The sequence below is a fragment of the Alloacidobacterium sp. genome (genome assembly GCF_035631355.1).
In the GTDB taxonomy this organism is placed as follows: Bacteria; Acidobacteriota; Terriglobia; order Terriglobales; family Acidobacteriaceae; genus Alloacidobacterium.
This window is the reverse complement of record NZ_DASQIX010000115.1, coordinates 1-18,335: the sequence shown is the minus strand read 5'-3', so window position 1 is coordinate 18,335 and position 18,335 is coordinate 1. Positions and strand designations below refer to the sequence as shown.

The following is an 18,335-nucleotide window of genomic DNA, read 5'->3' as shown; positions in this document are numbered from 1 at the left end:
TGGTCGCGACTGCTGCTGGCCGCGTTTGTGGGCACCAGCTTTTATGCCATTGGCTGGTACGTCAGCTACTATTCAGATCGCCAATTTGCGCTCGCCGCCTTCTTTCTCGTTGCCTTCTTTCTGCTCTTCGCCATAGCGCCTCAGCTCTTGCGCAACCTGCGACTGGCAACACAGACGAAGCACCTCACCGTGCAAGACAATGTAGTTCTCATCGTGCTTCCGGTGTTGAATGCCGCGCTCGCATTCTTCGAATTCTACGCGCTGCTCAGCGAGCCCGGCAGAACTTACGCACGTCCGTGGATTGCGCTGCCCCTGGCAGCTTTCTATTTGATCATGCTGCGCGTTTCGCGCCTGCGGCAATTAAGCGGTAGCCCAATGGCGCTCCCGGCGGTCTATCTGGCCATCAGCATCATCTTCTTCACCGCGGCTATTCCATTGGAGTTGCATGGCCGCTACATCGCTATTGGATGGCTGCTGGAAGGCGCGTTGCTGCTGTGGATGGCGAAACAGCAATCGCAGCGGGAACTGCGGCTGCTGGCGACAGCCGTGCTTGCGCTCGCATTTGTCGGTGTTAATGTGATTCATCTTGGCAATGGACAACCCGTACTATTCAACGCGCGCTTCGCCACCTATCTGATTGCCATTGCAGTTTTCGCCTTCGTTACATGGACAGCCGCACGCGCTCCTGGAGAGTGGCGACCTGTTGGCATCGGCGCAGGGATTGCGGTGACGGTGCTTGCCATGGTCGCCGTTTGCCTTGAGATTCACTCCTATTGGGCTGCGCAGCCCTCGGTGCACCGGGGCGATTTATACATCGACGAGCAGTTCACCTACTCAGCCTGGGCCATGCTTTTCGGCGCAGTTCTGCTTGCCGCAGGCTTCTGGAAGAAGTCAGCCTTTCTGCGCTGGCAGGCGCTGGCCTTGCTCACACTCAGCATTGCCAAAGTCTTTCTCGTAGATATCCGGCAGTTGAGTCAGGGATACCGCATCCTCAGCTTTCTTGGGCTCGGCGTATTGCTGCTGGCGGTGAGCTTTGTCTACCAGCGTGACTGGCTCGGACTGCGCGGGAGCAGGACTTAGAGCGGAAACTTTTCTCCTGTGCGCACAACACGAATGTCGTGGTCGGTAAAGCTGCCGTGCATCGCCGGTACGCGGTATTTCGGCATGTGGCATCCAACGCATTGCCTGTCTGCAACTTTGCAGGCCGAAGCCGTTGCCTTGTCACTGGTAATGGTGGCATCACACGAGCGATGGCACGCAAGACACTTAGCATCGTAAAAGCTCGCGTCGCGCCGCACCTCTTCATGCGGATTGTGGCAGGCAACGCAGGTAAGGCGTGGATCAGGCTTGCTCCAGCAGTGGCTTTTCGCAAGACGGTAAGGTTGAAAGCGAAGATTGATCGGCTCAGATGTTGCCTTTATAGCTGCCACATCCAGGAGCGCTCGATGGCAGGCGCCGCAGAAGTCATTCTGCCCCACCGGGCTGAGTGTCACCGGAGTGAATATCTCGCGGAGACCTTCGTCCATCTGGTTGTTCTGCATGGCGCGCACATGCTTTGCGCCGGGGCCATGGCAGTCCTCGCAGCCAACTCCGGGTACAGCATGGGATGGATCAAACTGCCCCCTCAGCGACGACTGGACTGTGTGGCAGGCAAAGCACGAGGCAGCTTCTTCTGTGGAAAGAGGACGGCCGAACGCCTCCTCCATACTCTCGCCAGGCTTGTCGGATTGTCCCGGTGTCTCGTCCAGCCCTTTGGTCTCTTCAAAGTATGTTCGGTGCGCCTCGTACAGTGTGCCGCCAGACTGAACGATGTAGGTCTGCCCCATGTTGTCCGCTCCCATGGCCCAGAGCAACTGGCCCTGCATGGCATAGCCGCCATGTGTAACCGCATATTGGCTGCCATGCGATTGACGGCGAATGCTGGTCTGGTATGGTGAAGGATCGCCGTGTTGCGAACTCAGCAACGGAGCTGCGCGCAGCACAGCGCTATCGTCAGCGCGCTCAGCAGCACGTGCCATCGATGTCTTTGATTGCGAGACAAATTCGCTCGCGTGGCACACAGCGCAGGCTTCCGATCCCACATATTCCTGACGCGATGCATCGCCGCGCGTCGGCCACCATTTGTACTCACGCAGACGCTGGCGCGTCTCTTTTTCCTTGTTGTTGCCGGAAGACTGGGTGTCTGCCGGTGGATTCAGCCCGCAAAAGCTCCAAGAGACAGTCACTGTGCAAACGAGCGCGACAAGATACAAAATGTGTAATGGCAGCACTCTACTTGCAGCCGCTCCTGTGATGAAACGCATGGATACTCAACCCGCCCCGATGCCTCTCCTAAAGCGGGACAAGTGTAGCTGATTCCATGTTGAGCGTGGAAAGAGCAGGGCGCGCTCCTTTTGATGGCGCTAACGCATCGCCTGCTCGACTTCGTTCAGCCAGTCCGGCGGCTTGAGTATTTCGCGCGGCTTCGAGCCTTCCGCCGGGCCCACAATGCCATCGCGTTCCATCATGTCGATCAGGTGCGCAGCGCGTCCGTAGCCGATGCGTAGACGCCGCTGCAGCAGGGAAGTCGAAGCCTTGCCGAACTCCAGCACCAGCCGCACCGCATCCTCAAAGAGTTCATCATTCGCGTCTTCGCCGTCGTCTCCCATATCAAGATCGCGGCCCCTGTCATCCTTCGGCGATTCGAGGAAGCCCTGCGCATATTCCGCTTCACCCTGCTTCTTCCAAAAATCTGTAACCGCGGCGATTTCTTTCTCCGTAACGAAGGGCGCATGCACACGCTGCAACCGTGAAGTCCCCGGCGGCAGAAAGAGCATGTCGCCGCGTCCCAGGAGCGATTCAGCGCCGTTTGAATCGAGAATTGTGCGTGAATCGACTTTCGTCGCCAGCCGGAACGACATGCGCGTCGGGATATTCGCTTTGATAAGGCCGGTAATCACGTCAACCGAAGGCCTCTGCGTAGCCAGCACCAGATGAATTCCGACCGCGCGCGCCATTTGCGCCAACCGCGTGACTGACTCTTCGACATTGGCCTTGTCGAGCATCATCAAGTCGGCCAGCTCGTCGATGATGATCACGATATATGGCAGCGGTTTCTGCTCCTCTTCCTCATCGAAGAGGCTGGGCGTACCGCCGTCAAAGAGCTTGTTGTACTGGTCAATGTTGCGCACGCTGCGCGATGCCAGCAGCTTCAACCGCCGCTCCATTTCGCGGACAGCATTTCTCAAAGCATTGGCCGCGAGCTTGGGTTCGGTGATGATCGGCGTAAACAGATGCGGAATGCCCTCATACATTCCCAGCTCGACGCGCTTCGGATCGACCAGGATCATGCGCACCTGCTCCGGAGTGGCCTTGTAGAGGACAGACATGATCATCGCGTTAATAGCGACTGACTTGCCGCTGCCGGTTGATCCCGCGATCAGAACGTGCGGCATCATCGTCAGATCGGCAGTCACGATGCGGCCATTGATGTCCTTGCCCATGGCAAGCGTCAGCTTGCTTCTTGAGTGGCCAAAATTTTCCGCTTCAATCACGTCGCGCAGCCAGATGGTTTCGCGCTCGTGGTTCGGCACCTGGATGCCGACTGTGCTCTTTCCCGCCATGCGCTCAATCAGGATGCTCTCCGCCCGCATAGCAAGACACAGATCGTCGGACAGCCCGGTAACGCGGCTGTACTTGACGCCCGCCTCTGGTCGAAACTCAAACGTGGTGACGACTGGACCGGGGTTGATTTGTACTACTTGACCGGTTACGTCGAACTCGGCGCACTTCTCAACCAGCACCTGCGCCTCCGTCCGCAGCTCATCTTCGCGTACCACCTGCGCATCTTCGCTGCGGTGCAGCAGAGTGCTCGGCGGCAGGCGGTAGCCGTTGTGGGACTTGGGTGCGACAGTGACTTTGTGTGCTTCAGCATCGGCGCGTTCATTGACGGCTATGCCTGGCGCTGGCTCCGGCTCTCGTTCCGGGTCGGGAACAGTCGCCCGCGGCATCTGCTCCCATACGGTCTTCTGCGGCAGAGCAGGCTCGGACAGCATCTCGGCAAAGCTACCCCTGCGGTGCGCCGGAATCGCGTCCGCATCTTCTGCAATGGGCTGCGTCGCTTTTCTGAAGTTGAGTTTTTCCTGCTTTGCCTCCGCCTTGCGCGCTTTAACCAGCTCTTTTTCGCGGAGAGCCTCAGCGCGCTCTAGTTTCTTCGCTTCCCGGGCTCGAGCGCGGGTCTGTCTCCAATTCGCCCAGCGGTCGCGCCATGCCATCGCAAAAGCGAAGCGGATTGAGAACCATTCTTTCGCGGTATTGAAGCTGAATGTGGTCGAAAGATAGACCGCCACGGCAACCATCGCGATGGTGAAGATGCAAGCGCCAGGGAAGTTCAGATAGCGCACTAGGGCGTCAGTTACCAGACGTCCTGTCAGCCCCTCCATCGGCAGCCCGCCGACGAAATGCAGATGACCCGGCAGCAATCCGAAAATTGCGGGAACGAAGAGCAGCGTCAGCATTGCGCCGATGGCCTTGGCCCATGGCGACCCGGCGGGCAGCGACCGCATCCATGTCCAGCCTAACGCCGCCAGAAGCAGCGGCAGGCAAAAGGCCGCCGCGCCTTCCAGTTGCAACAGCAGATCGCTAATATACGCACCGACCACGCCAATCCAGTTTTCCGGACGCGCGTTGGTTGCGCCGACAACTGTGTTGAACGACGGGTCAGTCGGGTGATACGAAGCAAGCGCGAGAAGAAGGAGGCCCGCGACAACCAGCACCATCAGCCCAATCAGCTCATTCAGGCGGCGGTTGCGCGTCGGCGTAAGAACCAGTTTGAGGGGTTTCATAAAAGAGACACAAAGGCATTGCCGAAATCGACGGCCTTGTCGTTCCGAACCCCAGAGCAGTTCTATTATCCCAGATGCTGGAGGCAGGTTTTTAGGGAAAAAAGCAGGGGAACCCAGACAGAGAACAGGGAAGACAAGGTACAGGGAACAGCGAACAGGGAAATAGGGAAGCCAGCATAGCATTCATATTCTGAGTAAGGACTCAATGCCTGTTTCCATTCCCTAACTCCCTATTTCTCTGTCTAAGCCAGCCTCGGCGCAAACACCAGCAGCAGAATCCCCACAATAATCCGGTAAACAGCAAACGGCACAAAGCCATGCTGGCGCACCCATTGCAAAAACCACTCAACCACGCCGAGGGCCACAAAGAAGGACACAATCAGCCCAATCGCCAGGACAATCCAGCCATGCGTGGTCATCACCAGCGGGGTGATGGCATCCGCGCCTTCGAGATGTTTAGGATGAAGTGTCTTTACTAATTCGTAGCCGGTTCCGGCCACCATAACTGGAATTGACACAAGAAAACTGAATTCGAGCGCCGCCGGTCGTGACATGCCGACAATCTGCCCCCCGGTAATAGTGGACATGGAGCGCGACGTGCCTGGGAAGACGGCCGATGTAATCTGGCACAGGCCCACCCAGATCGCCTGCCCCAGCGACATCTTCTCAACATGCTTGGTCGCCGGATCGCTGCGGTCGCTCCACACATCCACCGCCCACATCACTACGCCGCCAATAAGCAGCGAAAGCGCCATCACATGCAGGCTTTCCAGATGCTTGCCAATCACCTTAATCAGCAGCAGAGACGGAATCGAAGTCACCACAAACGCAACCAGCGTCAGCGTCAACGGGTGGTTCCAGATCGTGCGGTCATGTTCCTCGCCTTCAGGAAAAGTGCGGATAAATTCAATGATGCGTCCGGCAAAGACAAGCAGCAGCGCCAGAATCGCGCCCAGTTGAATGACAATCGTGTACATCTTCCAATACGGATCGGCCAGTGGCAGACGCAGCAGCGCCTCGCTGATGCGCAGGTGCGCGGTCGAGCTGACCGGCAGAAATTCCGTCAAGCCTTCCACAATGCCAAGCAACACAGAAATCAGGTAGTCGTTCAAAAAGCCTCCGCTGCGGTCTTAGTCTCATTTTTTGTCATCCCGACCGTAGCGCGTGAGCGCGGAGCGGAGGGACCTGCAGTTATCTTGTATAAGGCGCAACCCGAGCGCCTAAACCATTTTCACAGATAGTGTGGAACCAGTGAACCGCAGGTCCCTCCGCTACGTCATTGCTGTGCAATGACTCCGGTCGGGATGACAATTCCTTTAAGGTGTTCACGCCAACTCCAAGTTTGTTAAAGCTGAGAAAGATCAAGGCACAAACTGGCGTAAAACCTATGATGCCTGGACGGCCAGCCTACTCCCGGTCGCTGCCGTAGATGGGAATCTGCTGCTCCATCTTGTATACCAGACCCGCCGCGCGCGCCGCATACTCACTTTCGGGATACTTACCCTGCAGTCGCCCTGCGATGTCTTTCGCCCGCGCCCGCGCGTCATTTGATTTTTTATCGTCATTGTCTGACTGATACATATCGCCGGCGCAGGCCTCGCGCCATGCAGCCTGAAAGAGCGCATCCGGTGCCTTTGGCGAGTCAGGGTGCTCATCGGCATATTTAGCGTAAATGTCCGCCTCTTTTTCCGGACACTTCTCCGACCCCTGCCAGTCGCCGCAGACTTTGTTGTCAATCATGTCGTAAGCGGCAAGGTCAGCCCATTTCGTACGCGGATACTGTTTCTGGATCTTTTTCATCTCTGTTTCGTCCAGTTGTTCCCGCAGATAATTTGCCTTCTCGTGCGCGGAAGGCAGAGACAAAGCGTCGGCTTTCTGCAATTGCCAGCGAATGTCCGCTGCGCGCCACATTGCTTCTGCCGCGAGAGGCGACTGCGGGAAGAGATCGACAACCATTCGGTAAAGTCGCCGCGCGCTTTGCGCCGCATCCGGTGGGGGATGTGCCTGGCTGGCCACGTTCTCCATGCTTACGGCTTCACCAAACAGGATGGCGTCACCCTTTTGCGTCTCGGCAGTTACCACGCCCTTGTCCATGATCCACCCCGAGATCGGCTGGGCATTTGTTTCGTTGCCAAAGACCGGCGCGTCGGCCTCGCTGACGGTTTGCACGTCGGTATTAGCGAAGACGCGCAGCCATTTTCCGCTGTGCTCGGCAATCACCAACTCGCGCCCCGGAGTCACCGTGCTGACTCTGTCTGCTGACTCGTCCGCCTGCACATAAAGATTCGCATTGTGCACGACCGTGCCTTTCGTGCCGTGCGGAGCAGTTTTCTGACTCCAGCTGGTTGAGGTGCCGATTAAGACAAGCGCGGAGAAAACAATCAATATTTTTTGCATTCCATTTGTCTGACGAATTCTCGCTCTCATCGGTTTAAAGCCTTCCTGCTTCCTGATCTTCTCCAGATTGTAGTGTTGGATAATAGTTGATTTAGTCAACTATATTGATTGCCTATGGGGGTGAAAGTATGATTTCCGCTCAGATCGATGAAGAAATTGCCACATTCCGACGCTTCAACCGTTTCTACACTCGCACTATCGGCACGTTGAGCGAAGGCCTCCTTGACAGCCTATATTCCCTGACCGAAGCCCGCATTCTCTACGAGCTCGCCCACCATGAGCAGGCGACGGCGAAAGAAATCGCTGGAGAACTCAAGCTGGACGCCGGGTACCTGAGCCGCATTCTACGCAAGTTTGAAGACGCAGAGCTTATTGAGAAACAAACATCTACCGCCGATGCACGGCTTACCATCCTGAAACTCACCCAGCGAGGCCGCGCTTCCTTTGGCGAACTGAATCAGCTCTCAAATAAACAGGCCCGTGAGCTGCTCGACTGCCTCCCGCCGTCAAAACGCGACGATCTTCTCCGATCCATGCGGGCGATTGAAGACGTGCTTACCCACAAAACGTCCGTGCCGTACATCCTTCGGCAACACCGTCCCGGCGACATGGGTTGGGTCACCAGCCGCCACGGCGCCAGCTATGCACAGGAGTATGGCTGGGACGAGCACTTTGAAGCACTGGTGGCGCGCATCGTTGCCGATTTCATCATTGATTACGACCCCAAGCGCGAGCGCTGCTGGATCGCCGAGCGCAATGGCGACCGCCTCGGCTGCATCTTCCTCGTCAAGCATTCTGAGCAGAGCGACACCGCCAGGTTGCGCCTTCTTCTGGTCGAGCCCAGCGCGCGAGGTCTTGGGCTGGGCAAGGCGCTGGTGAACGAGTGCGTCAGTTTCGCCAGAACCGCAGGCTACAGAAAAGTAACTCTGTGGACACAGAGCATCCTTACCGCCGCGCATCACATTTACCAGAAGGCCGGATTTAAACTCATCCGGGAAGAACCGCATCACAGCTTCGGCGCCGACCTGATCGGCCAAACGTGGGAACTGACGCTCTAATTACTTAGTGATGTCATTCTGAGCGCAGCGAAGAATCTGTTTCTAAACCTCAGCTCGAAAACGGGTGCCCCATCCTTTACGAAGCAAAAGGGTGCGAGAGAACAATCACCCCGCGAACACCACCTGCCGCAGTACCTCGGGCTCAAGATTTCCGCCGCTCATGATCACCACCGCGTTCTGGAAAGGAAGCAGTTCCGCGCGATGGAACAGCATGGCCGCCGTCGTGACCGCGCCGCTCGGCTCCGGCGTCAAACGGGCCTGGTAGAGCAGAACGCGCATCGCCTCGGCAATCTCGTCTTCTTTGACCGTGATGATGTCATCCACATACGCGCGCACATGCTCGAAGTTCAAATCGCCCAGGCTCTGCGTGCGCAATCCGTCGGCCATTGTACGCGTGGTCATTTCGGCGGGCCAGCTCACCAGCTTCCCACCGCGAAAACTCTCCTGCGCGTCCGCGGCCAGTTCCGGTTCAATGCCGAAAATGCGCACATCCGGCTTATTCAGCTTGATTGCCGTGGCTACACCGCTCAACAATCCGCCGCCGCTCACTGGCGAAAGCACCAGATCGACATCAGGCAGGTCTTCCAGAATTTCCAGCCCGCACGTCGCCTGTCCGGCAATGATCGCGGGATCGTCATACGGAGGCACCATCATATAGCCGAACGTCGCTTCCAGTTCTTCGGCCTTTGATTTCCGGTCGGAACTCGCCGGCCCGACTTCGACAATCTCAGCGCCAAGCGCCGCCGTGGCCCGCTTCTTGACTTCCGGAGCATTCGATGGCATCACAATCACGGCCTTCGCGCCAAGCAGCTGCGCCGCGTAGGCCACGCCTTGCGCGTGGTTGCCGCTCGAATAAGTAATGACGCCGCGCTTGCGTTCATCCTCGGCCAACTGCGCGATTTTGTTATACGCGCCGCGCAGTTTAAAGCTGCCGATGGGCTGCAGTCCCTCGGTTTTGATGAAGACGTTCGCAGGCAGGTCGTGAATCTGTAACCGAACCAGCGGCGTATGCAACGCTACGCCGCGAATGCGCTCCTGAGCGTCATGAATTTCTTTGAGCGAGACGAGCAATGAAGAACTCCCAAAACAGCCGAAATTTTAAGGCAAGTACTTTTGCGGAACCGGCTCATCGGGGGTTTCGGCCTGCCACAATATCTGCATCACCTTCCACTCATTCCCATCAAAGACGGCCTGGATACTGTTGATGCCGCGCGCTTCCGGTTTGCCGTCAGGCGTAGGACGAATCTCGTAAGTACTCCACAGATGTGCGATGTGCCCATAGACTTCAGAAGGATATTTCACCTGGACTTCGTAAAACTCAGAGTGACCGCGCGCCTTCACGCGCGTGATCCAGTCATCTACGGTAAGAATGTGCGGCGCAATCGCTCCATCCTTGCCCTTGCTTACAGGAATCAGCCGCGTGTCGGGAAGCAGCACCTGCCGCAGGCAAGTACGGTCTTTGTCCGCCGGTCCGCTCACCGCGTCGTCAAGGGCTTTCACAAGATCGTCGAGCGTTTTCGTTGAAGGACACGCCGAAGTCGCCTGTGCGTGAACAAACGGCACAAACAGCAGAGCGCTGGCTCCTAGCCAAAGAAATTTCATGCGCATAATCGTTCCTCAAATTTCCAGAATCACCGGCATAATCAGTGGCCGCCGGCTCGTGTTTTTCTGAATGTAGCGCTTTAGGTCGATGCGTATCTTTTCCTTGATAACGCCGTAGTCAGCCTTCTCTTCATCGCTTGAATTCTCCAGCGTATGGCTGACAACTCCGCGCGCCGCCTCCATCAGTTCCTGGTCTGCGCCTACAAAGCCCCGGCTCACGATCTCAGGCAGACGCTCGACCTTGCCGCTCAATTTGTTGATAGTCAGGATCGGCAGCACGAAGCCGTCTTCGCTCAGATGGCGACGGTCGCGAATGACCAGGTCTTCCACAACATCAGCCGTCGATCCGGAGTCGATGCAGACGCGGCCCGCCGTGATTTTGCCCATTTTGCGCGCATCATCTTTGTCAAGCTCCAGAATGTCGCCGTTCTCAATCACCAGAGCCAGCTCGACGGCGCCCATGTTTTGCGCAATCTCGGCGTGCTTCTTTAAATGACGATAATCGCCATGTACGGGAATAAAAAACTTCGGCCGCAGCAGATTGATCATCAGCCGCTGTTCTTCCTGGCTGGCGTGTCCGCTGACATGGATCAGCCCTGACGCGCCGTCATCGAAAATCACTTGCGCATCACGCCGGTAAAGATGGTCGATAACGCGGAAGATGCTCTTCTCATTGCCGGGAATAACGCGCGAGCTGAGCACGACCGTATCGCCGGGCAGGATGCGCGCGTGCTTGTGGTTGTCCACGGCGGCGCGGCTCAACGCGCTCATCGGCTCGCCCTGCGTCCCGCTGATCAGCACCATCACTTCTTCCGGATCGTAGTCGGCGATCTGCCCCGGATGAATAATCAGACCCGGAGGCACATCGAGATAGCCCAGGTCCTGCGCAATTTCCGACGACTCGACCATCGACCGCCCGACAATCGCGACCTTGCGTCCGTGCGTGTGCGCCAGGTCAATGGCGATGCGGATGCGATAGATCGACGACGAAAAGCAACTGAAGAACAGCTTTTTCTTCGTGCGCGAAAACAGCTCGTCCAAGCGCGGCTTCACCGCCCACTCGCTCGGCGTATAACCCGGGCGGTCCACATTGGTCGAATCCTGCAAAAGGGCCAGCACGCCGCGCTGGCCGTACTCAGCAAACCGGTGCAGATCAAAAGCCTTCCCGTCCGGCGGCGAAAGATCAATCTTGAAGTCGCCAGTGTGGACGATTACACCGACCGGCGTATCAATCGCCAGCGCCACGCAATCGACAAGGCTGTGCGTCACGCGAATCGGCTCAACCGTGAACGGCCCGATGGAAAACTTCGCACCGGGAGCAATCTCAATTAGCTCCGTCTCGTCCAGCAGCTTGTGCTCTTCGAGCTTTCCCTCCACATAAGCCAGCGTGAACTCGGTGCCATACACTGGCACATTGAGTTCAGACAGTATCCACGGCAGCCCGCCAATGTGGTCTTCGTGTCCATGTGTGAGGATGATGCCCCGCACCAGCTCGCGGTTTTCAACCAAGTAAGTAATGTCGGGAACAACGATGTCCACGCCGAGCAGCTCAGTCTCGGGAAACATCAGCCCAGCATCGATGACGATGATGTCGTCTTTAAAGCGGATGGCGAGGCAGTTCATGCCAAACTCGCCTAATCCGCCCAGCGGAATAATTTGCAGTTTTGCGTCGGCCATTGGAAAGGATTTGCCGCACAGGCGCACGCGCCTTCGGCGCATGAGTGTTTTCCTGTGTAACGGTTCTTCTACTTAGAGTAAATCACAGGCGTTTCATCGACTCGATGCATCAAACCCTAAACCATTAAATTTGTCATACTGAGCGGAGGATGAGCTTAGCTCATCCGTAGTCGAAGGACCTGCTTTTCGTTCGCATTGACGATTAAAGTAGGCGCCGGAAAGATCACCTCAGCAAATCCTCAAGCGTTAGACTCAGCTCCGTCTTCTCATCCCGGTACTTCACAATCACCGGCGTATAAACACTCAATCCCCACTCCAAGCCCTTGCCTTTCGAGACAGCCCGCGCCCCCGGCACCACCACTGCCCCCTCAGGAATGATGAGTGGCGTGTCACCCTCAGCCCGCAGCACCGCGCCGTGCACCACGTCATAAACAGGAGTGCCGCGCGTCAGCACCGTTCCCGCCGCCAGCACCGCGCGCTTGCGGACAACGGTGCCCTCATACACGCCGCAGTTCCCGCCGACGAGCACATCATCTTCCAGAATCACCGGGCTGGCATTGATCGGCTCCAGCACGCCGCCCACCTGCGCCGCCGCGCTCAGGTGCACACGCTTGCCAATCTGCGCGCAGCTGCCGACAAGAGCGTGCGAATCAATCATCGTGCCTTCATCGACATACGCGCCTACGTTCACATACATCGGCGGCATGCACACCACCGACTTCGCCAGGTACGCGCCAGACCGCACCGCCGAACCGCCGGGCACAATGCGAACTCCCTGCTCAGGCGAGAACTTCCGCGCCGGATAGGTGTGCTTATCAACAAACGACAGCTCACTGCCTGAAGCCGCAAGCTGACCGAGGCGAAAGCCAAGCAGAATGCCCTGCTTTACCCACGCATTTACTCGCCAGCCAGTCGGCGCAGACGCATCCGGCTCAGCCGAGCGCACCGCGCCTGCTTCAAGCGCTTCTCGCAGTTCGGTAAACGCGGCCATCGCCGCCAAAGGGTCAGTTGTGGAGTCAGAAAAGGATCGTTCGATGCGCTCTTTCAGATTGTTCATTGTTAAATCTGAGTATAGCGAGAGCTAATTCTGTCCATTGCTATGGCTGAGAAGTCGCGCGCAGTCCGGCGTGCAGTCTCTGCGAAGATACTTGCCTTTGGCTTCTCGATAACAGGCCAGCCCAGTCTGTGCAGAAGAGAGGTAGGTGAGCAGAGTCAAGTCCGGATATTCTGATCCGGCGAGAAGCTGGACGCTGACTCCCCAGCCGCCTCCGGCGCTCGTTCCCAGGTGCTCGTCCTGCCACGGAACCATGGATTTAGCTCTGCCGCGAGCAAGATTCACGATCCATACCGGACAGTTGTCATATTGACCGCAAATCGTGTTCGAGTTGTACCGGACAAGGAGCAACTGCTCCGCTGGCGTAGTTCCCGGCACATATTTGTACTGCAAATGACTAATGAAGTAATCGCGATAAGCTGCGCGGCCTAAAGATGCACCCTCTACGTCAATGCCGGCCATCTCTGTAATGTCATCGCGGAGTGCGCGAACCACGCGTGCCTGTTTGTCTGGGTTGAGAAGTGAAAAAGGAGTAGAGTCCTTCAGCGATTCAATTGTGGCCGAACACTCAGAACTGCTGTCTTGTGTCTGAGCGCGACATTCTCCCCCGACTACGGATAAAGCAAGAGCAACTATCCATGCCCCTCTATAGTGCGCTCGTCCCTGCAAAGAACCTGCCACTCAGAACATCCTGTAGTCGCCCTCTTCCTGAGGTGCGTGCACTAGCAGCCCCAACTCGCCTACGAGTCGCTCCAGCCGCGAACGCGTCGCCTGCGAGACCGGCGTCATTGGCAGGCGATAGTGCTCTTCGATGCGCCCCATCATGGCCATCACGGCCTTCACCGGGGCGGGGCTTGTCTCCCAGAAATTCGCTTGAATCAGCCTGTAGTATTTGCGGTTGATCTGCCGCGCCACAGGCCAGTCTCCTGTCAGGGCCTCTTCGATCATGCGTGACATCTCGGCGGGAATCTCATTCGACGCGACGGAAACCAGTCCCCGCGCGCCAACGCCAATCGCTCCCAATGCCATGTTGTCATCGCCTGAGTAGACACTGAAGCTGCGCGGGGCCTGCGTCACCAATTCTGTAATTTGCGGCAGACTGCCGCTCGATTCCTTTATGCCGACGATGTTCGGCGCATCCTCGATCAGCCGCATTACCGTCGCCGGCTCAAGGTTCGTCCCCGTCCGGCTGGGAATGTTGTAGAGCACCACCGGCAGCTTTACCGCATGGGCAACGGCCTTGAAGTGCTGATACTGCCCTTCCTGCCCCGGCTTGTTGTAATAGGGATTGGCCGTAAGAATAGCTGTCACGTCCGGCACCTGCGCGGCAATGCGCGCCTTGTGTACTGCCTCGCGCGTTGAATTGTGCGTGCAGCCCGCCCATACGGGTACGCGGCCAGCAGCGGCCTCAGTGATGATGCGAATGACCCGTAGCCACTCCTCTTCATTCAGCGACGGCGTCTCCGCCGTCGTCCCACAAGCCACAATCCAGTTGATACCGCTCTCAATCTGCCACTGCACCAGCGAATAGAGAGACTGCTCATCAATCGCGCCGTCCGCCCGAAACGGGGTCACCAGCGCCGTGCCACAACCAATCAGGTCCATTACAAATTGAGTCTACACTCAACAAACCGGCCAATCGAACAGCGGTCAAATTGTTCTGAAGAGAGGCGATACCGTTCATTTGTAATGCTGCAACTGCTTTTAGAATAGAAAGACAATGGTTCAGTGTTTTCAGGATTTGGGAAGCTTTGCAATGCCGCCAAACTTTCGCGGGCGCCGTGCATGGTTTGTGCAGGTCTGGTGGCTGGTGCAGGCGACTCTGTTCCGCTGCTCACCTCAAGTGATGTATGGATGGCGGCGCTTTCTACTGCGATTATTTGGAGCAAAGATCGGCAAAGGCGTCATAATTCGGCCTACCGTTGAAATCACTTACCCGTGGAAGCTCTCGATTGGCGACCATAGCTGGGTGGGAGACCACGTTACTCTCTATACTCTTGGCGAGATCCACATTGGCGATAACGCCTGTGTTTCACAGCACTCCTATCTATGTGCTGCCTCGCATGACTACACGAAACCGGGGTTCGACATCTTTTCCAGGCCCGTTTCTATTGAATCCGAAGCATGGCTTGCTACAAATGTCTTCGTGGCTCCGGGCGTCACTATCGGAAGAGCGGCTGTGGTGGGTGCCTGCAGTGTTGTTCTTCAAGATGTTCCGGCGATGATGATTTGTGGCGGGAATCCCGCAAGAGTTTTGCGTGAACGTCCTCTGACCACGGAAGTTTTCAGCCCAATTGTCCCACAATCTCGCTGAAGTTCCATACTCCGGTCTTGCCTGTAATCCACTCTGCCGCGCGTACCGCACCCTCGGCAAACGCCCGGCGCGAGAAGGCCTCGTGCTTCAGCTCTATCACCTCATAGTCCGAGCGCGCTTCAAGTACGTGAATGCCGGCAACATCGCCTTCGCGCTTCGATTCGATGGACACGTTGAGGGAAGGATTCGCTGCCTGCACCGCCTGACGCAACGAAAGCGCCGTGCCTGAAGGCGCGTCTTTTTTCCCCGCATGGTGGGTTTCCGTAATTTCAAAGTGATAGTGAGGCACGGCCACGGCCAGTTCACGCGCCAACCGGTAGAGTGTCTGCACGCCGATGGAAAAATTCGCCCCGTAGAGAAATCCCGCGCCTTTGCGAGCCGCCAGTGAACGCATGTCATCCAGATGGTCATACCAGCCAGTGGTGCCCACCACCATGGGCGCGCCGTTTGCTAAGCAAGCGCGCATATTGGAAACAGCCGCTTCCGGGGTTGTAAAGTCGATCACTGCGTCGAAGCCAGCAAGAAAAGGAGGAGTTAATGCCATGGCGTTGCGGTTTTCTTCTTCGCCCAGCACCTGCACCCCATGGCCGTGCTCGCTGGCAACATCAGCAATTACGCGGCCTGTTTTTCCCCTGCCCAGCACAAGAAAAAGCATCCCTATCTCACGCTCGCTTCCGGTGCCTTGCGCGCTTCCACGTCAAAAATCTCAGGGTCCGGGGATTCGAAGAACGCAGCATGAAGCGAGCGCACCGCCTCGTCCGCATCGTCTTCGTCGATCATGAAGCTCATGTTGATCTCCGACGCTCCCTGCGAGATCATACGCACATTCACGTGGCGGATCGCGTTGAATACGCGCGCGGCAATACCGTTCTGTCCGCGAATGTTCTCGCCCACCATGCAGACCAGCGCTTTGCGGCCTTCATATTTCACGTCCGCCAGCTTGCTCAGGTCGGCGGCAATCTCGGGAATCTTGTCGTTGGAATCGACCGTGAGTGAAACGCTGACCTCCGATGTCGAAACCATATCCACCGCACACTTGTGCTTGTCAAAGACCTCAAAAATCGCCCGCATGTAGCCATGTGACATCAACATGCGACTGGCCACCACGTCGATAATCGTCAGCCGCTTCTTAACCGCAATCGATTTAAACGGGCTTTCGCAATGCGGCGCCAGCGAAATGATGCGCGTGCCTTCGTTTTCCGGGTTGCGCGAATTCAGCACCAGCACCGGAATGTTCTTCTGCACCGCGGGCAAAATCGTTGCTGGATGCAGCACTTTCGCGCCGAAATAAGCCAGCTCGGCAGCTTCCTCAAAGCTGATTGTTTTCACCCGCAGCGCATCCGGGCAGACGCGCGGGTCCGACGTCATGATGCCGTTCACGTCAGTCCAGATTTCAATGGCCTCGGCATGAACTCCGCCGCCGACAAGCGCAGCCGTGAAATCCGATCCGCCGCGCCCGAGCGTCGTCGTGGCGCCTTTTTCTGTCGAACCGATGAATCCGCCCATCACCACTGTCCTGCCTTCAGCAGCATATGGAAGCACATGCTCCTTCAGCCGTTCCTCGATCAGCGTGACCTGCGGAACCCCCTTGCCATGCTGCGCGTCGGTAATAATGCAACAGCGCGAATCGACATGAACGCCGTCCAGCCCGCGCGCAGCAAACGCCTCAGCAATCATGCGACTCGAAAGCCGTTCGCCATAGGAGACGATCATGTCGCTGATGCGCGGCGTCAGCTCGCCGACCGCGGACAGCCCGCGCACAATCTCATCCAGCGCGTCGAACTCGGCGTCAATCCAGGTCTGCGTGTTGGCATAAGCAGGGCCTGTAAGGTTGTCACATTGCGATGCGTCCTCACCCCGGGCTTGGGCCGTCAGGCGGCAAGCTACTTCTTTGTGGCGACTGCGAAGCCGAGCGGTAATCGCCAGCGCGCCGTTGCGGTCGCCGCGCGAAGCCGCGCTGGCTGCGGCCAAAAGCTGATCGGTGACCTTGGCCATCGCGCTCACTACAACAATTGGCTGCAGTCCCTTTTCGTGGCGTCCGGCAACAATGCCCGCTGTGCGGTGAATGGCGACAGCATCTTCAACTGAAGTTCCGCCGAACTTCATCACGACGAGTTTCTTCATGCCGGGACCGCCACCGGATCGAGCTTGCCCAGCGAGACCAGCAGCTCAGCATTCAGCAGCGCCGCGCCCGCGGCCCCGCGAATCGTATTGTGCGAAAGCACCGTGAACTTCCAGTCCAGCAGCGGACATGGACGCAAACGGCCTACAGTCGAAGCCATCCCGTTGCCGCGCATCCGGTCCAATCTTGGCTGCGGACGGTCATCCGCCGCAACAAACTCGATAGGCTGCGCAGGCGCCGTCGGCAGGTCCTGCCCGGCTAGCGGCTTGAATTCGCTCCATGCCGCCAGAATCTGCTCGCGGGTTGCCGTCTTGCGCAGCTTGATGCTCACGCTTTCCGTATGCCCGTCTTCCACAGGAACGCGGTTGCAATGCGCCGAGATTTTCGCATTCAGAGATTCAACGCGGCTGCCCTTCAGTGCGCCCAGCAGCTTCAGCGTCTCCTCCTGCATCTTTTCTTCCTCGCTCTTGATGTAGGGAACGACGTTGCCGAGAATGTCGAGCGAGGCCACGCCGGGATAGCCCGCGCCGCTCACAGCCTGCATCGTGCTCACAAAAATCGATTCGATGCCGAAATGCTCTTCGAGCGGTTTCAATGCGAGCACCAGCCCGATCGCCGAACAGTTGGGGTTGGTGACAATGTATCCGCCTGACTGCTTGCGCCAGCTCTGGTTTTCGAGCAGCGGCAGATGACTGGCATTTACTTCCGGAATCACCAGCGGCACATCTTCCTGCATGCGGAAGGCGCTGGAGTTCGAGATCACGGCGCAGCCGGCAGCGGCAAACTTCGGCTCCAGTTCACGGGCAATATCAGAATCGAGTGCGGCGAAAATGATCTTCGGCGCACCTTCGGGCGACGCAGGCGATACCGGCATCTCGGCAATGTGTGCAGGCAGTACCGTGTCGAGCTTCCACTTCACGGCATCGCCGTAGCACTTGCCGCTCGATTTATCGCTGGCCGCGAGCCACGCCACTTCAAACCACGGATGATGCTCAAGGAGCTGAATGAAACGCTGGCCGACCATCCCGGTCGCGCCAAGAATGCCGATCTTCTGTCGCTGCATGTGCTTCTGTACACCTCTGCCCAACATCGTTCATGCGCTGGACTGTTCGCTGTACCTAATAGTGTAACTGTTTTAGCGCGAGCAGATGCACCCCTGTGGAACCACGGCTGCAAAGAGTGCCGAGGCAATATCCCGATCAAATCGCAGAAAAACAAGGAGACGTATCTATCCGGTCCCGGATAAGATCAAAACCGAAGACATGGTAGGTGCTTCATGGAATCTCTA

General features: G+C 57.4%; 16 protein-coding genes. 3 read left to right on the top strand and 13 right to left on the bottom strand.

Annotation, left to right across the window (positions count from 1 at the left end; genetic code table 11):
• Positions 1 to 1,080 (top strand): DUF2339 domain-containing protein (locus tag VEV40_RS19970; protein ID WP_324834834.1); only part of this gene is annotated, 1,080 nt, incomplete at its 5' end.
• On the opposite strand, the gene VEV40_RS19965 is transcribed toward VEV40_RS19970, so the two are convergent.
• The 4 genes from VEV40_RS19965 to VEV40_RS19950 form a co-directional block, all read right to left on the bottom strand.
• On the bottom strand, positions 1,077 to 2,303 hold the full coding sequence (locus VEV40_RS19965) for a multiheme c-type cytochrome (RefSeq protein ID WP_324834833.1): 1,227 nt from the start codon (positions 2,301 to 2,303) through the stop codon (positions 1,077 to 1,079). The genes VEV40_RS19970 and VEV40_RS19965 overlap by 4 nt on opposite strands.
• Before the next feature lie 99 nt (positions 2,304 to 2,402).
• Entirely contained in the window at positions 2,403 to 4,823 is a 2,421-nt protein-coding gene (locus VEV40_RS19960) for a DNA translocase FtsK (protein ID WP_324834832.1), read from the bottom strand.
• 242 nt (positions 4,824 to 5,065) lie between these two features.
• Positions 5,066 to 5,935, bottom strand: a complete 870-nt coding sequence (locus tag VEV40_RS19955) for an undecaprenyl-diphosphate phosphatase (protein WP_324834831.1) — start codon at positions 5,933 to 5,935, stop codon at positions 5,066 to 5,068.
• A 295-nt stretch (positions 5,936 to 6,230) separates the two neighbouring features.
• Positions 6,231 to 7,220, bottom strand: a complete 990-nt coding sequence (locus VEV40_RS19950) for a hypothetical protein (protein WP_324834830.1) — start codon at positions 7,218 to 7,220, stop codon at positions 6,231 to 6,233.
• A gap of 128 nt (positions 7,221 to 7,348) precedes the next feature.
• Between VEV40_RS19950 and VEV40_RS19945 the strand changes: the two genes are divergently transcribed.
• Complete coding sequence (locus tag VEV40_RS19945) at positions 7,349 to 8,278, top strand: helix-turn-helix domain-containing GNAT family N-acetyltransferase (RefSeq protein WP_324834829.1); 930 nt, start codon at positions 7,349 to 7,351, stop codon at positions 8,276 to 8,278.
• Positions 8,279 to 8,383: 105 nt separating this feature from the next.
• On the opposite strand, the gene VEV40_RS19940 is transcribed toward VEV40_RS19945, so the two are convergent.
• The 6 genes from VEV40_RS19940 to dapA form a co-directional block, all read right to left on the bottom strand.
• Positions 8,384 to 9,349, bottom strand: coding sequence for a threonine/serine dehydratase (locus VEV40_RS19940; protein WP_324834828.1), 966 nt, complete (start codon positions 9,347 to 9,349; stop codon positions 8,384 to 8,386).
• Positions 9,350 to 9,376: 27 nt separating this feature from the next.
• On the bottom strand, positions 9,377 to 9,880 hold the full coding sequence (locus VEV40_RS19935; protein WP_324834827.1) for a hypothetical protein: 504 nt from the start codon (positions 9,878 to 9,880) through the stop codon (positions 9,377 to 9,379).
• 15 nt (positions 9,881 to 9,895) lie between these two features.
• Complete coding sequence (locus VEV40_RS19930) at positions 9,896 to 11,557, bottom strand: ribonuclease J (RefSeq protein ID WP_324834835.1); 1,662 nt, start codon at positions 11,555 to 11,557, stop codon at positions 9,896 to 9,898.
• Between the two features lie 223 nt (positions 11,558 to 11,780).
• Positions 11,781 to 12,614, bottom strand: coding sequence for a 2,3,4,5-tetrahydropyridine-2,6-dicarboxylate N-succinyltransferase (locus VEV40_RS19925; RefSeq protein WP_324834826.1), 834 nt, complete (start codon positions 12,612 to 12,614; stop codon positions 11,781 to 11,783).
• Between the two features lie 24 nt (positions 12,615 to 12,638).
• Positions 12,639 to 13,106: a hypothetical protein gene (locus VEV40_RS19920; protein WP_324834825.1), complete on the bottom strand. Its 468-nt coding sequence runs from the start codon at positions 13,104 to 13,106 to the stop codon at positions 12,639 to 12,641.
• 186 nt (positions 13,107 to 13,292) lie between these two features.
• Entirely contained in the window at positions 13,293 to 14,216 is a 924-nt protein-coding gene (gene dapA / locus VEV40_RS19915) for a 4-hydroxy-tetrahydrodipicolinate synthase (RefSeq protein WP_324834824.1), read from the bottom strand.
• 115 nt (positions 14,217 to 14,331) lie between these two features.
• Here dapA and VEV40_RS19910 point away from each other — a divergent pair, with 115 nt between their 5' ends.
• Positions 14,332 to 14,925, top strand: a complete 594-nt coding sequence (locus VEV40_RS19910) for a putative colanic acid biosynthesis acetyltransferase (protein ID WP_324834823.1) — start codon at positions 14,332 to 14,334, stop codon at positions 14,923 to 14,925.
• On the opposite strand, the gene VEV40_RS19905 is transcribed toward VEV40_RS19910, so the two are convergent.
• Genes VEV40_RS19905 through asd form a run of 3 tightly spaced genes read right to left on the bottom strand, consistent with a single transcriptional unit; the run spans position 14,897 to position 18,110 of the window.
• Positions 14,897 to 15,580, bottom strand: a complete 684-nt coding sequence (locus tag VEV40_RS19905) for a 4-hydroxy-tetrahydrodipicolinate reductase (protein WP_324834822.1) — start codon at positions 15,578 to 15,580, stop codon at positions 14,897 to 14,899. The two genes, VEV40_RS19910 and VEV40_RS19905, sit on opposite strands and share 29 nt — an antisense overlap.
• A gap of 2 nt (positions 15,581 to 15,582) precedes the next feature.
• The gene (gene lysC, locus VEV40_RS19900) at positions 15,583 to 17,049 is read right to left on the bottom strand and encodes a lysine-sensitive aspartokinase 3 (protein WP_324834821.1); all 1,467 of its coding nucleotides are present in this window, start codon (positions 17,047 to 17,049) and stop codon (positions 15,583 to 15,585) included.
• Positions 17,046 to 18,110, bottom strand: coding sequence for an aspartate-semialdehyde dehydrogenase (asd, locus tag VEV40_RS19895; protein WP_324834820.1), 1,065 nt, complete (start codon positions 18,108 to 18,110; stop codon positions 17,046 to 17,048). The genes lysC and asd overlap by 4 nt, the downstream gene beginning before the upstream one ends.
• Positions 18,111 to 18,335 lie beyond the last annotated feature (225 nt).

Bases quoted from the DNA above. Each gene is read 5' to 3' on its own strand.
- VEV40_RS19925 (WP_324834826.1), bottom strand. From the start codon at position 12,614: ATGAACAATCTGAAAGAGCGCATCGAACGATCCTTTTCTGACTCCACA.
- VEV40_RS19945 (WP_324834829.1), top strand. From the start codon at position 7,349: ATGATTTCCGCTCAGATCGATGAAGAAATTGCCACATTCCGACGCTTC.
- dapA (WP_324834824.1), bottom strand. From the start codon at position 14,216: ATGGACCTGATTGGTTGTGGCACGGCGCTGGTGACCCCGTTTCGGGCG.
- VEV40_RS19905 (WP_324834822.1), bottom strand. From the start codon at position 15,580: ATGCTTTTTCTTGTGCTGGGCAGGGGAAAAACAGGCCGCGTAATTGCT.
- VEV40_RS19950 (WP_324834830.1), bottom strand. From the start codon at position 7,220: ATGCAAAAAATATTGATTGTTTTCTCCGCGCTTGTCTTAATCGGCACC.
- VEV40_RS19965 (WP_324834833.1), bottom strand. From the start codon at position 2,303: ATGCGTTTCATCACAGGAGCGGCTGCAAGTAGAGTGCTGCCATTACAC.
- VEV40_RS19935 (WP_324834827.1), bottom strand. From the start codon at position 9,880: ATGAAATTTCTTTGGCTAGGAGCCAGCGCTCTGCTGTTTGTGCCGTTT.
- asd (WP_324834820.1), bottom strand. From the start codon at position 18,110: ATGCAGCGACAGAAGATCGGCATTCTTGGCGCGACCGGGATGGTCGGC.
- VEV40_RS19960 (WP_324834832.1), bottom strand. From the start codon at position 4,823: ATGAAACCCCTCAAACTGGTTCTTACGCCGACGCGCAACCGCCGCCTG.
- VEV40_RS19930 (WP_324834835.1), bottom strand. From the start codon at position 11,557: ATGGCCGACGCAAAACTGCAAATTATTCCGCTGGGCGGATTAGGCGAG.
- VEV40_RS19910 (WP_324834823.1), top strand. From the start codon at position 14,332: ATGGTTCAGTGTTTTCAGGATTTGGGAAGCTTTGCAATGCCGCCAAAC.
- lysC (WP_324834821.1), bottom strand. From the start codon at position 17,049: ATGAAGAAACTCGTCGTGATGAAGTTCGGCGGAACTTCAGTTGAAGAT.